This is a genomic window from Thioalkalivibrio sp. ALJ3 (assembly GCF_000377205.1).
In the GTDB taxonomy this organism is placed as follows: Bacteria; Pseudomonadota; Gammaproteobacteria; order Ectothiorhodospirales; family Ectothiorhodospiraceae; genus Thioalkalivibrio.
Window position 1 is genome coordinate 470128 of sequence record NZ_KB897906.1, and the last position, 14531, is coordinate 484658.

General features: G+C 63.9%; 16 protein-coding genes. 3 read left to right on the plus strand and 13 right to left on the minus strand.

Features of this window, described 5'->3' with window-relative positions; genetic code table 11:
• Positions 1–16 precede the first annotated feature (16 nt).
• From rplT to C935_RS0106430, 7 genes are all read right to left on the minus strand, one after another.
• Entirely contained in the window at positions 17–376 is a 360-nt protein-coding gene (gene rplT, locus C935_RS0106400; protein ID WP_017925358.1) for a 50S ribosomal protein L20, read from the minus strand.
• 20 nt (positions 377–396) lie between these two features.
• Entirely contained in the window at positions 397–594 is a 198-nt protein-coding gene (gene rpmI / locus C935_RS0106405) for a 50S ribosomal protein L35 (RefSeq protein WP_018861692.1), read from the minus strand.
• Between the two features lie 102 nt (positions 595–696).
• Positions 697–1230 carry a translation initiation factor IF-3 gene (gene infC / locus C935_RS0106410; protein ID WP_081616579.1) on the minus strand — a complete coding sequence of 178 codons (534 nt, stop codon included), beginning with the start codon at positions 1228–1230 and terminating at the stop codon, positions 697–699.
• Between the two features lie 5 nt (positions 1231–1235).
• Complete coding sequence (thrS, locus tag C935_RS0106415; protein ID WP_018861694.1) at positions 1236–3152, minus strand: threonine--tRNA ligase; 1917 nt, start codon at positions 3150–3152, stop codon at positions 1236–1238.
• 150 nt (positions 3153–3302) lie between these two features.
• Positions 3303–4295: an MBL fold metallo-hydrolase gene (locus tag C935_RS0106420; protein ID WP_018861695.1), complete on the minus strand. Its 993-nt coding sequence runs from the start codon at positions 4293–4295 to the stop codon at positions 3303–3305.
• A 177-nt stretch (positions 4296–4472) separates the two neighbouring features.
• The gene (locus C935_RS0106425) at positions 4473–5153 is read right to left on the minus strand and encodes a TVP38/TMEM64 family protein (protein ID WP_026278693.1); all 681 of its coding nucleotides are present in this window, start codon (positions 5151–5153) and stop codon (positions 4473–4475) included.
• Positions 5154–5192: 39 nt separating this feature from the next.
• Positions 5193–7340: an FAD-dependent oxidoreductase gene (locus C935_RS0106430; RefSeq protein WP_018861697.1), complete on the minus strand. Its 2148-nt coding sequence runs from the start codon at positions 7338–7340 to the stop codon at positions 5193–5195.
• A gap of 74 nt (positions 7341–7414) precedes the next feature.
• On the opposite strand from C935_RS0106430, the gene C935_RS0106435 reads away from it, so the two are divergent.
• Complete coding sequence (locus C935_RS0106435) at positions 7415–8422, plus strand: serine/threonine protein kinase (RefSeq protein ID WP_018861698.1); 1008 nt, start codon at positions 7415–7417, stop codon at positions 8420–8422.
• Here C935_RS0106435 and C935_RS0106440 read toward each other — a convergent pair.
• The 4 genes from C935_RS0106440 to C935_RS0106455 all read right to left on the minus strand — a co-directional run bounded on the left by C935_RS0106440 (position 8397) and on the right by C935_RS0106455 (position 11084).
• A complete protein-coding gene (locus tag C935_RS0106440) occupies positions 8397–9191 on the minus strand; it encodes a DUF2063 domain-containing protein (RefSeq protein WP_018861699.1) in 795 nt (264 codons plus the stop codon). The genes C935_RS0106435 and C935_RS0106440 overlap by 26 nt on opposite strands.
• Positions 9184–10068 carry a DUF692 domain-containing protein gene (locus C935_RS0106445; protein WP_018861700.1) on the minus strand — a complete coding sequence of 295 codons (885 nt, stop codon included), beginning with the start codon at positions 10066–10068 and terminating at the stop codon, positions 9184–9186. The genes C935_RS0106440 and C935_RS0106445 overlap by 8 nt, the downstream gene beginning before the upstream one ends.
• Entirely contained in the window at positions 10058–10354 is a 297-nt protein-coding gene (locus C935_RS0106450; protein WP_018861701.1) for a hypothetical protein, read from the minus strand. Before C935_RS0106450 ends, C935_RS0106445 begins: the two co-directional genes overlap by 11 nt.
• Before the next feature lie 106 nt (positions 10355–10460).
• Positions 10461–11084, minus strand: a complete 624-nt coding sequence (locus tag C935_RS0106455; RefSeq protein WP_018861702.1) for a DoxX family protein — start codon at positions 11082–11084, stop codon at positions 10461–10463.
• 166 nt (positions 11085–11250) lie between these two features.
• Here C935_RS0106455 and C935_RS0106460 point away from each other — a divergent pair, with 166 nt between their 5' ends.
• Positions 11251–12186: an AraC family transcriptional regulator gene (locus C935_RS0106460; protein ID WP_018861703.1), complete on the plus strand. Its 936-nt coding sequence runs from the start codon at positions 11251–11253 to the stop codon at positions 12184–12186.
• Between the two features lie 20 nt (positions 12187–12206).
• Here C935_RS0106460 and C935_RS0106465 read toward each other — a convergent pair whose 3' ends face one another.
• Both C935_RS0106465 and C935_RS0106470 read right to left on the minus strand, forming a co-directional pair.
• The gene (locus C935_RS0106465; protein ID WP_018861704.1) at positions 12207–12758 is read right to left on the minus strand and encodes a carboxymuconolactone decarboxylase family protein; all 552 of its coding nucleotides are present in this window, start codon (positions 12756–12758) and stop codon (positions 12207–12209) included.
• 21 nt (positions 12759–12779) lie between these two features.
• A complete protein-coding gene (locus C935_RS0106470; RefSeq protein WP_018861705.1) occupies positions 12780–13418 on the minus strand; it encodes a TetR/AcrR family transcriptional regulator in 639 nt (212 codons plus the stop codon).
• Positions 13419–13480: 62 nt separating this feature from the next.
• On the opposite strand from C935_RS0106470, the gene C935_RS0106475 reads away from it, so the two are divergent.
• Positions 13481–14215 (plus strand): hypothetical protein, encoded by a 735-nt coding sequence (locus C935_RS0106475; protein WP_018861706.1) that lies wholly within the window; start codon positions 13481–13483, stop codon positions 14213–14215.
• Positions 14216–14531: the final 316 nt, after the last annotated feature.

Consider the following 14531-nt stretch of genomic DNA (forward strand, 5'->3'; position numbering starts at 1 on the left):
ATCCTGCAGGACCTCGTCAGGCCGGCAGTGCAGCCTTGGCCTTTTCCGCGATCTTGCCGAAGGCGGTCAGGTCGTGCACGGCCAGATCGGCCAGGCTCTTGCGGTCGATCTCGATCTCGGCCTTCTTCAGACCCGCCATCAGGCGGCTGTAGGAGAGATCGAACTGACGGGCCGCCGCATTGATGCGGACGATCCACAGCGACCGGAACTGGCGCTTTTTCTGGCGACGGTCACGGTAGGCATACTGGCCGGCCTTGATGACGGCCTGGTTGGCAACGCGGAAGACGTTCTTCCGGGCGCCGTAGTAGCCCTTGGCCTGCTTGAGGACCTTCTTGTGACGGGCGTGAGCGGTTACACCGCGCTTGACTCGTGGCATGTCTTTCTTCCTCGGTCAGATCAACGGTACGGCAGCATTTTGCGCACGGCGGCGACATCCGCCTCGTGCACCATGGCCGGACTGCGCAGGTGACGCTTACGCTTGGTGGATTTCTTGGTCAGGATGTGGCTGCGGTGCGACTGGAACCGCTTGTACTTCCCGGACCCCGTACGGGTGAAGCGCTTGGCCGCACCCCGATTGGTCTTGATCTTCGGCATTGCTTTCTCCGGCATTTTGGGCCGTACCCGATTCGGGCCGGCCGTTTATGGGAGGACCGGCAGGTATGCGGAGACCTGCGCGATCCTTGTTGTCTGACCGGCCTACTTCTTCTTGCCGGTCAGCACCATGATCATCTGGCGTCCTTCCATCTTCGGCCGCTGTTCGACGACCGCGATATCGGACATGTCCTGCTCGATCTTGTCCAGCAACTCGCCACCCAGTTCCTGATGGCGCATTTCACGGCCGCGGAAGCGGATGGTCACCTTGCCCTTGTCGCCGGCCTCGATGAAGCGGCGCAGGTTGCGAAGCTTGACCTTGTAGTCGCCCTCGTCCGTGCCGGGACGAAACTTCACTTCCTTGATCTGAATCTGTTTCTGCTTCTTCTTGGCTTCCTGCGCCTTCTTCGCCTGCTCGAATTTGTACTTGCCGTAATCCATGATCCGGCATACGGGTGGATCGGCGTTTGGCGAGATCTCGACCAGGTCGAGTCCGGATTCCTGGGCCAGCTCCAGGGCCTCGGGGGTACCGAAAATGCCCCGGTTTTCGCCTTCGGCATCGATCAACCGAATCTTGGGTACGTTGATCTGATCGTTCAGGCGGACGGTCTTGGCTGCGCTAATAGCCTTTTCTCCAATTCAAGTCAGTGTTGCCGGTTCGCGACTTCTTCCCGAAGCCGCGTGGCGAAGTCCTCCAGGCCCATCGAGCCGAGATCTTCGCCGCTGCGCGTACGGACCGCGACCTGGCCGTTTTCCATTTCGCGGTCGCCCAGCACCAGCAGGTACGGCACTCGCTTGAGCGTGTGCTCGCGAATCTTAAAGCCGATCTTCTCGTTTCTCAAGTCCGCCTCGACGCGGAAACCCTTGTCGCGCAGCGCTTTCGTCACTTCTTCAGCGTAGGCATCCTGGCGCTCGGTGATGGTCAGCACCTCGGCCTGCACCGGGGCCAGCCAGGTCGGGAAGTGCCCGGCGTAGTGTTCGATCAGCACACCGAAGAAGCGCTCCACCGACCCCAGCAGCGCGCGATGGATCATGATCGGACGCCGGCGCTCGTTGTCCTCGGCGACATACTCCATGTCGAAGCGCTCGGGCAGGTTGAAGTCCAGCTGTACCGTGGAGCACTGCCATTCGCGGCCGATCGCGTCGTGGATCTTGATATCGATCTTCGGCCCATAGAACGCACCGCCGCCCTCGTCCACCGAATACTCCAGCCCCTTCTTCTCGATCGCCGAGCGCAGCGACGCGGTCGCGTGCTCCCAGATCTCGTCGGAGCCGACGGCATCTTCGGGCTTGGTCGAGAGATTTACGTCAAACTTCTCGAAACCGAAGTTCTGCAGGACCTCCAGCGTCAGATCGATCACCGCCATCACTTCGGCCTCGATCTGGTCCTCGCGGCAGAAGATATGGGCGTCATCCTGGGTGAAGCCACGCACGCGCATCAGCCCGTGCAGCGCGCCGGACATCTCGCGGCGGTAGACCGTGCCCATCTCCGCCCAGCGCAGCGGCAGGTCGCGGTAGGAATGCAGCCTGTCCTTGTACATCAGCACGTGGAACGGGCAGTTCATCGGCTTGAGCTGGAAGGCCTGGTGCTCGTCCTCCATCGGCTCGTACATGGACTCGGCGTAGAAGTCCGCATGGCCGGAGGTCTTCCACAGCTCCAGGTTCGCGATGTGCGGCGACACGACGAAGTCGTAACCCGCCTTCTCGTGCATGTCGTACCAGTACTTCTCGATCTCGCGGCGGATGCGCGCGCCCTTCGGGTGCCAGAACACCAGGCCGCCACCTGCCTCGTCCTGGATCGAGAACAGATCCAGCTCCTGACCGATCTTGCGGTGGTCCCGGCGCTCGGCCTCCTTCAACCGTTCCAGGTATTCCTTCAGCTGGTCCTTGTTCGGCCAGGCGGTGCCGTAGATGCGCTGCAACATCTCGTTGTCGGAGTCGCCGCGCCAGTAGGCACCGGCCACCTTGGTCAGCTTGAAGGCCTTCAGCTTGCCGGTAGACGGGATATGCGGGCCGCGGCAGAGATCGACAAAGTCGCCCTGCTTGTACAGCGAGATGTTCTCGCCCTGCGGGATGGACGCGATGATCTCGGCCTTGTACTCCTCGCCCATGTCACGGAAGTATTTCACCGCCTCGTCGCGGTCCATCAGCGAGCGCTCCACCGGCAGATCCTGCTTGGCCAGCTCCTTCATGCGCTTCTCGATCTTCTCCAGATCCTCCGGCGTGAAGCCGCGGTCATAGGCAAAGTCGTAGTAGAAGCCGTTCTCGATGGTCGGGCCGATGGTGACCTGGGCGTCGGGAAAGAGCTGCTTGACCGCCTGCGCCATCAGGTGCGCGGTCGAATGCCGGATGATCTCCACCCCCTCCGGGTCGCGGTCGGTCACGATCGCGACTTCCGCGTCATCGTCGATCTCGTGGCGGGCATCGACCAGATGGCCGTTCACCTTGCCGGCCAGGGTCGCCTTGGCGAGGCCCGGGCCAATGTCCTGCGCCACATCCAGCACGGTGACCGGATGATCGAACTCGCGGCGGCTGCCGTCGGGGAGGGTTACTGCGGGCATTACGAGGCTCCTTCGCCGACCCATACGCGGGGTCGAGCGTCGCGTGTAAAAGATTGGTGTTGCCGGAAGCGACAACGGCGCGAAGCGTACCACACGCCCCGCGCCGTCGGCAGGTTTCCCGGCCGGCTGCCGGGACTCCCGGGGGATGGCTTACATGTTTTCCTCGATGAACAGGTAGGTCCGGTTCACGTTGGGGCGGTGCCAGTCGTCGTAGTGGCGCAGATGCCGGAACTCTTCCAGGTCCGCCAGCCGCCCCACCACTTCGTCCAGCGACTCCCAGTCCTCGATCCCGGCCTTCACCTCGCGCACCAGAAGCTCCAGGTAGTCACCGGTATCCTGACGCGCCTCGGCCATATCGGTGGCCCGCCCGTGGCCCGGCACCACGATCTCCGGATCGATGGACTCCAGATGCCGGAAGGCCTCCAGCTTTTCCACCGGATTGCTCCAGGGATGGATGCCCAGCATGCGCTCGGTGTAGACGATATCGCCGGTGAACACGATATCCTCGCCCGGCAGGTGGACCATAATATCGCCCGGGAAGTGGGCGTCCCCGGCATAAATCAGCTCGAAGTCCACGCCGCCGACCGTCAGGGTGTGTTCGTCCGCGTCAATCGGATTCGGGGCCGGGACGGGTTCGGTCCCTTCCATGGCTTCTTCTCCCACGGCATTTCCCAGAGACTCGATCTGCCCCTCACCGCGTTCGGCCTGCGTGGCCGCGGTGCGCTGCAGCGCGACCAGTTCCGCGCCCTGCTCGTGGAAGTAGCCATTGCCCAGCCAGCGGTGATCCTGAGAACCCACCGAGATCACATGCGTGATCGGCTGATCCGTGACCTCCGCGATGGCCTTGGCCATTCGTTCGGCGACCTTGTAGCTCGGCCCCGAGTCGATCAGCACAACACCGTCGTCGGTCACGACAAAGCCCGTGTTGTTGGTAAACCCGAGATTCTCCGGCGTGCGGTTCTCCAGCGAGCCGTAGAAATACCAGACGCGATCCGTCAGCTGGATCGGCTCCAGCACCTTCTCGATGGGGCGGTCGCGCGGCTCGTCGTTCTCTTCCTCGGCCTGCGCAATCAGGGCCAGACCCATCAGCACAACGGCCAGGAGCGGCCAGACGGTCCAGCGCCTCTTCAATTGCCTGTCCATTCAACAATCCTCAATTAGCAGCTATCGACTCGCCGATTGGAGAGCCTGCGAATGGGTCGCGCGTACTCCGGCCTTCGAACATCCGCTCCGACCCTTATTGGTTATTTTGGTTATTTTGGTTATTTTGGTTATTGACCGAGTATATCCGCCTTCGCGAATATTTAGACAGAGTTCGCATCAATCCCCTGCCCCCCCGGGTCCCGCGGAGCTACGGAGCGCCCGCAAGATCCAGCGGGCCACCAGCGGGAACAGACCCACCGCAACCAGTGAGGCAATCAGGCCAGGCGAGAAAATCCCTTCGGGCCCGTCCAGACGACTGATCTGTGTACCGGCATTGGCAAAGACGATCGTGGCCGGGAGCATTCCCAGTTGCGACACCCAGTAATACGTCCACGTCCGGATGCGCATCAGCCCCATGCCCGCGTTGATCACAAAGAAGGGGAAGGCCGGGGTCAGGCGCAGCGCGAACAGGTAATAGGCCCCTTCGCGCTCGAAACCACGATTGATGGGTTCCAGCCGATCTGCGAATCGGCGCTGCAGGGGCTCGCGGGCGATGGTGCGCGCCAGAAGGAATGTCAGCGTCGCACCCAGCGTGGAGGCAAAGGACGACAGGACACTGCCCCAGAACACGCCGAAGATGGCCCCGCCCGCCAGTGTCATGATCACGATACCGGGCAACGACAGCGCCGCCACGACCACATACACGAAAAAGAAAACGGCCGCCGCCAACAGCGGTTGAGCCGCGCGCTGATCCTCCAGATCCCCCTGGGCATCCTGCAGGCGTTCGAATTCCAGGAAACGGCCGAGGTCGAGCGCGAAAAACACGATCAAGACAACGACCGCGAGGATCGCCACGATCCAGTACGCCCGCGTCAAACCCGCTCCTCCATCCCGAGCTCAGCCCCCGCGCCGCCAGGCATGCCAGCGTTCCAGCCAGTCCAGCAAGCGCCGTGGCGCATGCTGGCGTCGCCAGACCCCCGCCACCGCCTTGTTCGCTTCCATCCAGGTCGGATAGACATGGATCGTACCCAGCAGCTTGTTCAGACCCAGCCCGTGCTTCATCGCAAGCACGAACTCCGCAATCATCTCCCCGGCGTGCGCCCCGCAGATGGTGACCCCCAGGATCCGGTCCTTCCCGGGGACCGTCAGTACCTTGATCTGCCCCCGCGCCTCTCCGTCGACTATCGCCCGATCAAAGTCATCCAGCGCGAAGGTCGTGACCTCGTAGCCAATGCCCTGTTCCTTCGCCTGCTGTTCATTGAGCCCCACCCGGGCGATCTCCGGACTCGTGAAGGTGCACCAGGGCATGATCGAGTGATCCACGCGGAAACGGCGAATGCCCCCGAACAGCGCATTCACAGTGGCAAACCAGGCGGTATGCGAGGCCGCATGGGTGAACTGGTAGGGCCCCGCCGCGTCGCCGCAGGCCAGTATATGCGGGAAGCGCGTCTGCAGGGCCTCGTTGACCTCGATGGTACGCCCGGACGGAATGCCCAGGCGCTCCAGGCCAAGACCCTCGACATTGGCCTCGCGGCCCGCCGCGATCAGCAGGGTATCGCACATGAACGCCTCGTCCCCCGAATCCCCTGTCACGCTCACACGGATGCCATCGCTGTCCTCAGAAACGTCCGTCACCTCAGCGCCCAGTACCAGCTGCACGCCTTCCACGCGCATCTGTTCGGCCAGGGCATCGCCAAACTCCTGATCCTCGCGCGGCAACAGCCGCGATGCGCGACCGATCAGTGCGACGGATGCGCCCAGCCGATGGAACGTCTGTGCGAGTTCACAGCCAATCGGGCCACCACCCAATACCACCATCCGTCGCGGGCATTCGCGCAGGGACCAGATCGTGTCCGAGGTGTGGTAGTCGACCGCATCCAGACCCGGGATGGGCGGGATGGCGGGTCGTCCACCGGTGGCCAGCACGATGGCCCGCGTGCTCAGTTCGCGCCGCGACCCTTCGGGCTCGGTAATCGCCACGGTCCAAGGGGATACCAGTTCGGCATGACCTTCGATCACCTCCACGCCCAGCGATTCGTAGCGCTCGCGCGAATCATGCGGCGCGATGTCCCGAATCACACTCTGGACGCGCTCCATCGCCTGGCCGAAATCGAATTCGGCCGAGGCATGGGCAATACCGTATTCCGGGGCGCGTCGGATCTCGTCCAGTAGACGGGCGGTCCGGATCAGACTCTTGGACGGCACGCAGCCGGTATTCAGGCAGTCCCCGCCCATGGTGCCGGATTCGACCAGCGTGACCCGAGCCCGTAGCGTCGCCGCAATGTACGCGGAGACGAGCCCGGCCGAACCGGCCCCGATCACCACCAGGTTGCGATCGAAGCGCCGGGGCCGACGCCAGCCCCGGCGCGCATGCCGCGCCCGCATCCACGCTACCACCCGCCGCGCAACCAGCGGGAACAGACCCAGCGCGACGAACGAGGCGATCAGCACCGGCGACAGTACGTCCCCTGGCCCCTCCAGCAGACCCAGCTGGGTGCCCGCATTCACGTAGACCACCGTTCCCGGCAACATCCCCACCTGCGATACCCAGTAGAAGGTCCATGCACGGATCGGCATCAACGCCATGGCGATGTTGATCAGGAAAAACGGGAACGCCGGCACCAGGCGAAGGGCAAACAGGTAAAAGGCACCCTCGCGCCGGAAACCATCGTTTATGCGCCGCAGGCGGTCGCCATAACGGCGCTGAATCGGCTCCTTCGCGATCAGCCGGGCGATCAGGAACGCCAGCGTGGCGCCGATCGTGGAGGCGAACGAGACCAGCAGCGTGCCCCACAGCAGGCCGAACATGAGCCCGCCGGCCAGAGTCATGATCGCCGCGCCCGGCAACGACAATGCCGTGACCGCGACGTAAATCAGGAAAAACGCGGCACTCGCGAGAACGGGACGGGCATCCCGCCAGGCCTCGAGATCCTCGCGCGCCGCGAGCAAACGTTCGAACTCGAAATACTGATCCAGCCCGAGGCCGAAAAACAGGCCGACCGCAACGATCACAAGCCCGAGCAGAATCCAGCGTGTTCGATTCATCCGGCGTTCCCTCGAGGCTGGTGGCGCATACCGCCGATCCGGCACCAATCCTGCTGCGTGCGTAGACTGGCGCCATGAACGACCAGCCCCATCCGTACGACGCGCTCAAACCCACCGTTATTCTCGATGCGGTGGAAACCACCGGCCTGCGCTGCGATGGCCGCCTGCTCGCGCTGAACAGCTACGAAAACCGGGTGTACCAGATTGGCATCGAGGATGCGGCGCCGGTCATTGCGAAGTTCTACCGACCCGGGCGCTGGAGCGACCAGGCGATCCTCGAGGAACATGCGTTCAGCCAGGAACTGGTCGCGCGGGAGGTTCCCGTGGCCGCACCACAGGTCGGAGGCGACGGGGCGACCCTGCACCATCATCAGGGCTTCCGCTTCGCGGTATACCCCCGTTGCGGCGGGCGCACGCCGGATCTGGAACAGTCTGATACGCTGCAGCGCATCGGGCGCTTCATTGCGCGCATTCACGAAGTGGGCCGCAGCACGGCGTTCCATGAGCGCCTCACGCTGGATCCAGGGACACTGGGGGAACAGGCCCGGCAGGATGTCCTCGCCTCCGGCCACTTACCCCCCGAACTGCAATCGGTCTACCGCGATCTCAGCACGGACGTGATTCAGCGCATGCAGCGAAACACCGATGCTGTAGGGCCCGTCCCCCAGCTTCGCCTCCATGGCGACACCCACCCGGGCAACATCCTGTGGACCGACGACGGCCCCCACTTCGTCGACCTCGACGACGCCTGCAACGGACCCGCAATGCAGGATCTTTGGATGTTCCTTTCCGGAGAACCGCCAGAGATGGCGGCACAGTTGCGCGACCTGCTGGAGGGCTACGAGACGTTCATGCGCTTTGACCGCCGCGAACTGGGCCTGATCAGCACCCTGCGCACGCTGCGTATCCTGCGCCACGCTGCCTGGCTGGCCCGGCGGGCGGACGACCCCGCGTTCATCGACGGTTTTCCGGTGTTCTACACCCCGCGCTACTGGGAGGAACACATCCTGACCCTTCGCGAACAAGCCGCCGCCCTGGATGAACCGGCCCTGACGCTCACCCACACGGAGATGCCGTACTAGGGAAACACTGATCAAGTGGTCTAGCCCCTGCGATCGCCCCCAGGTCCCGATAGTGTTCCAGCAGTTGCCGCCCGCTCTCCAGCAACTCGGGACCGGGCTCGAGGCCAAAATCCTCCGCTACCCGGCGAAGCTGCTGGTTACCCGCTGCCGGCTCCTCGCAGACCCGCCACAACAGCCGTGCTCCCAGCGGATTCAGCTCGGCAAAGCGTACGCGCTCGTCCTCGCCACGATAGGCCAGCAGATAGGTGGGCACATCACCCGGCTGCTGGGGGCAGTGGTCCGGCCCAATCCGATGCACCGGAAACTCGTAAGCCAGCAGGCGCGCGGCGGACGAAAACACAGGAACCCCAGTCAGCAGATCGCCCTGCGGATCCACGTCGCCGGAGGGCTGCGCATCGCTGTAGACGAGCTCCGTTTCGACCCGTTCGTAGTGCGCCAGCTCTGCCAGAAACGGCCAGTCGCCCGGCTGCGGCCCACGTTCTTCCGACAGGTACTGGACGAATTCCTCCGCCAGCCGCGGGAAATACGGCGTATGACAGCCATGGTCGCGATAGAAATCGCGCACCAGCGCTGCCCATGCCTCCTCCCCGAGGATCCGCCGGATCACCGGGAACCCGCGCCCGAGCAGATTGCGGACGTTATTGATGAACAGGCGCCGGTAGATCGCCAGTCGGCGGTCCTCGATACCCTCCGGAGGCGGGTGGCGCTCCGGGTCGCGCAGGTACCGGGCGAGGCGCTCCTGCAGCTCCTGGAAAACGGGTTCAGCCATGGGCCTGCAGGGATGCGCGCTTCCCGGCCGCGTTGACCTGAAGTGCGCGGATGCGGTCCGTTTCCTCCAGCAAGACCTCCAGCGCCGGGAAATTGAAATCCCGCTCCAGCAGGGTCGGCACCGGGCCAATCCGTTCGTAGGTCGCCTTCAGCAGGCCCCATACATCTCCGCAGACCGGTTGACCGTGCGTGTCCACGCGCAGGTCCGGCGCCTCTTCCTCGTGGCCGGCAATGTGGATGTAGCGCACGCGCTCCAGCGGCAGGCCGTCGAGGAACCCGACCGGGTCATAGCCGTGATTGATACTGTTCACGTAGATGTTATTCACATCCAGCAGAAGATCGCAGTCGGCTTCGTCCAGCACCGCCCGGAGGAACTCCAGCTCGCTCATCCGGGCCCCGACCGGGGTGTAGTAGGAAACATTCTCCAGTGCCATGCGCCGGCCGATCGTCTCCTGTACCTGAAGCACGCGACGGGCCACATGCCGCACGGCTTCTTCGGTAAACGGGATCGGCATCAGGTCGTAGAGGTGGCCCTTTTCGTCCCCGCAGGCCGAGAGGTGTTCGGTGTAGTCCTCGATGTCATGCGTATCGAGGAATCGGCGCAGATCGGCCAGAAACTCCGTGTCCAGGGGTCGTGGCCCGCCGATGTCCAGGGAAAGCCCGTGACAGACGAACGGGTGCGCCTCGGTATATTCACGGAAGGTGCGGCCCAGCCGCCCGCCAAGGTGCATCCAGTTCTCCGGCGCAGCCTCGAAAAACCCGAGCCGCTCCAGCGACTCGGGTGTCTCGGCCAGCGGCTCCAGCAGTGCCCGCCGCAGGCCGAGCCCGGCACCGCGCACGCGGGCCGGGCGTATGGGCTGGATGGCTTCAGCCGCCACAAGTCCCCTCGCCACAGGAGCCTTCCGAGTCCTTTTCTTCTCCTTCACCGTTGGATCCACAGGCCCCCTCGGAGTCCTTGTCCCGGTCATCTCCTTCGCCATTGGCGCCGCAGGTGGCTTCCCCGCAACTGCCCTGGGCCAGCATGTGAGGGGCTGAAGAGCCCTGCTGATAGCCGTGGTTCAGATCCACCGCGGCAAAAGCCGGGCTGGAACCCATGGCCAGGCCGATCGCGGCGGTCCCCACCGCGCCGGCCAGGGTCTTTTTCGAGAACAGTTCTTGTTTCATGATGCAACTCCTTCGTCGCTTAACGTTAGGGGCAAAATGCCCGTCTTGCCAATGATTGCTGTTTTGCACAGCGCCATTGGGGGTCCCCTGTCCTCCACCCTCCTGGCTATCCCCTGTCCATCATCCTCCTGCGGATGTAGAAATCGATGCTCAGGTAGCGCCCGGCACCCCAGAAGAAGATCACCAGCAGCATGATGAAGTATGTCGCGGCCATCTCGATCCCGCTGTTCACGATCGCAAAGCCCCCGTGCTCGGTCAGCCAGTCCCAATTGCCGTGCTCCCGCAGGATGGAACGCGCGCGACTCAGGCGTTCCTGGGCGGCTTCCACCCCCGAGCAATTGAACAGGCACATCATCGGATCGGAGATGCGCTGCCATCCGTTCTCCAGATGGGCCGTAACCGCAGCGACGATCATCGTGATTATCAGCGGGATGGAGAACCAGCGCGCCGCAATGCCCAGCAGCAGGGCGATCGCACCCAGGACCTCGGCGTAGGCGGCCAGCAGCACCATCAGGTACGGAAACGGCATGCCCAGCCCCCAGTCCGGGTTACCAAACCACATCACCACGCTTTCCTTCGGCAGGAAGCCGTCGAGCTTGTTGGTGCCGGCCATCCAGAACACCGGCGCCAGATACAGGCGAATCAGCAGCGGCGCCAGAAAGTCCGCGCCGCGCGTCATGTCCAGCCACCGCTGGAATCTTGTGCCTGCCAGCACCAGCGCTCCACTCATCGCCTAGTCCTCGATTCTTCCGTTGAACTGACTTGAAGCCTAGCGAGCCCTTCGGAAAATTGTGAGAACCGTCGCGCCGCCATTTATGTCCGATCGTCCAGGGGAGGACGAAAGGCCTTCGCGACGCCGTAAAGTGGCGCAGAAACATCAAAGGAGTGGATCACTCATGGACATGAGCCGGATCATGCCGCGCGAGGACACGCTGTCGTCCGTCCTCTCGGCCTACAACCTGCGCGCACGGATCGACACCAACCCCCGTCTATGTGGTCAGTGGCAGCTCAGCACCACCGGTTCCGGGCATGCGAGCTTTCACCTGATCACCGAAGGGGGCTGCTACCTGCACATGGAGGACTGCGAGCCGCTGTGGCTGGATGCGGGCGACATGCTGCTCCTCCCACACGACGACTGGCATCTGCTGGCCAGCGAGCCGTCATTCGAGGACCGGGACAATCACCTCAATCTGCTGGACCCTTCCGAGGCCGAGCCCGGTTCGACACAGCTGTTATGCGGTCACTTTGAATTCGATTCCGGGCGTCGGAATCCGATCCTGGCGGCCCTGCCCGACCGCGTGATCGTGCGCCACGCCGAGAGCGGCGAGCGTCTGGCGCGCCTGGCCGATCTGATGCGGCTGGAACTGTCGGAGCAGTCCGCCGGCTATCGGCCGGTACTCGACCGGCTGGCCGATACCCTGTTCGTGATGACGGTGCGCCACTACGTCTGCCAGTACCAGGAGCATCCCGAACAGTGTCTGATCGCGGCCCTCGCGGACGACCGTATCCGCCGTGCCCTCGATGCGCTGCACGCACGCCCCGAGGAGAACTGGACGGTCGAGGGCCTGGCGCAGGAGGCCGCCATGTCGCGAACCAGTTTCGCCGCGCGTTTCAGCGAGCTGGTCGGACAGGCCCCCATCGACTACCTGACCCAGTGGCGCATGGTCCTGGCCGAACGGCTGCTGCGCGACCCGAGGGCATCCGTGGCCACCGTGATGGAACAAGTCGGTTATGGCTCCGAGCCGGCCTTTCGCAAGGCCTTCAAGCGCGTTCACGGGTACGGACCCGGGCGTATCCGGCGACTGTTCTCGCGCCTGACTCGCGCGCACTGAAACACCGCGGTACCGGGTGTTCAGCGACCCGCAGGCGCCTCCCAGTGCTCGTCCTGCATCACGTCATCCAGCGGCGTGGAGGCCAGGTGGTTGGTGTAGTTCGAGAGGGTCTTCAGCGCGACTGCGAGGATCACATCCAGGACCGCCGCCTCCTCGAATCCCGCCCGGCGAAACGCCTCGAGTTCGTCATTGGGGACCGCACCGCGATGCTTGAGTACTGCCACCACGAATTGGCGCAGGGCCTCGAGCCGCTGATCGGGCACGGGTTGATCCTCACGCAGCGCGTCGACGACCGCATCGGGCAGGCCCGCCATCCGTCCCGTCATGGAGTGCGCGGCCATGCAGTAATGGCATTCGTGGAACCGACTGATCGTGAGTAGCGCAACGCTCTGTTCCTCAGGAGACAGGCTGCTCTGGCTCAACCGCTCGGTCAGGTCCAGGTAGGCCGAGGCCGCCGCCGGGCTGCTGGCCATCACGCGAATCAGATTGGGCACCAGGCCGAGCACCTTCCCGGATCGCTCGAAGGCCTCCGGCGCGCTGTCGGTCGTTCTCAGAGGGAATTCCATCGTCATCTACCTCCAGGTAACCACGGATCAGTGGTTCCCTCGCTCTTCGTCGCGGACCGGTCTGACCGGCAGCAGGGTTTCCAGTGCCGGCAACAGATGCAGGACCGTATCCGCGTCCTGCCGCGCCTTGGCCATCAGGAGCACACCTTCTACCTGCGCCAGCCATTGTTCCGACAGACGGGCACTATCCGACGCCTGCGGGAGTTCACCCCTTTGCACGGCGGTCTCGATCGCTCGCTGGAAATGGCCACGCAGGGCCTCCAGGTGAGCGGCCACGGCCATTCGAACCGCCGAATTCCAATTCGCCAGTTCCAGGGCCAGGTTCCCGAACGGGCAACCGGGGAGCTCCCCGACCTCCGCCTGGGCGCGGATCTCGAACTGATGCAGGCGATCAACGAACCGCCCAAGGCGACCGCGCAGAGGCAACTCACATTCCAGTGACGGACGGAGTACCTCGCGCTCGAGTTCGCGATAAAGCGTCTCGAGCATCTCCAGCACCAGGGCATCCTTGCTGGCAAAGAAGTGATAAAGACTCCCCTTCTTCACGCCGGCGTGCGCACAGATCTCGGCCACGCCGACGGCGCCGTAGCTGCGGCCAAGGACCAGCGACCGTGCGGCGGCAATCAGGGCGTCGCGTGTCCGAGTTCGGATGAGTGTAGGGGCCATGCATTGAATGGTAGTTGACCGGTCGGTAAGTTGGAAAGTATCGAATACCCAGCGAGGCCACGATGTCCATCACGGTTCCGTCCACTACGGCCGCCAACGCGCAGCCGGTCACGATTCCAGTGCGCTACGAGGACAGCTGGCAGGATGGCTTCGGCGCGCGCGGCTGGAAGCTGGACATCGCCGGACTGGGCGCCGACGTGATTGCCGCAACTCCCTATTGCGGGGATCGCATTCCGACTTCGGTGTTTGTCCATGACATCGTTGACCATCTCCTGTGCGGCTTCAGTCTGTCCGGTTATGTCGACGAGGCTGCGGCCCTGATCCAGCTCTCCCTGCGAACCCACTCCGACCCCGTCCCGGACTATCAGCAGATGGTCGACGAAGATCTGATCCCGGGGCTTAGCCAGCACGATGACTGGATCGAGCTACTGCCGGCCTCGCTCAACCCCTCCCCCGAGGACGCCGGGGACCCTGGCCTCCTCCTGAAAGAGCTTCGCGAAAAGCTGGGTGACGGGGCCCTGCGCGCCCTGCTTACGGCCGGGTTCGTCCGCGAAGGCTGGAAACGAGCGGAAGATGCACGGGACCACTGGGAGGGGCTTGGCCTGCGTTATCCGGACCGCGGCGCGACCGCACTGGCACTGCAGGCGCTATTCGAGTGGATGGATACCACGGTGCGCGAACAACAGTGGATGCACGCGACTGGACAATTTCTGATTCATCGCGAACACGTGACCTTCCGATTTTCTCGGCCTGAGGGCGCGGGGCATCAGTCGGTCAAGGTCGCTACCAGTCATTGAACCCGGCCCACAAGACGCAGATCCGCGCCTAGGGAGACGCTGATTTAATCACACGTCCGCGCTCGAGTCGCTTTTGCGTGCGAACAAGGCGCGGTGACCGCCGTGCAGTCATTCTGCACAAGGGAACCGCAACGCAGTGCGCGCGCAAAAGCGGCCGAGCCCCTGCTTTCAATGGCTTGTGGGGTTGGTGCCCCCTGTTCCCCGATCCTGCGTTGCGCCGCTTGCGGGTAGAACCACTACCCGCTGCACGACGCGCCTTGTCTCGGAAAACAGGGGGCACCAACGCGGACGTGCGATTAAATCAGCGTCTCCCTAG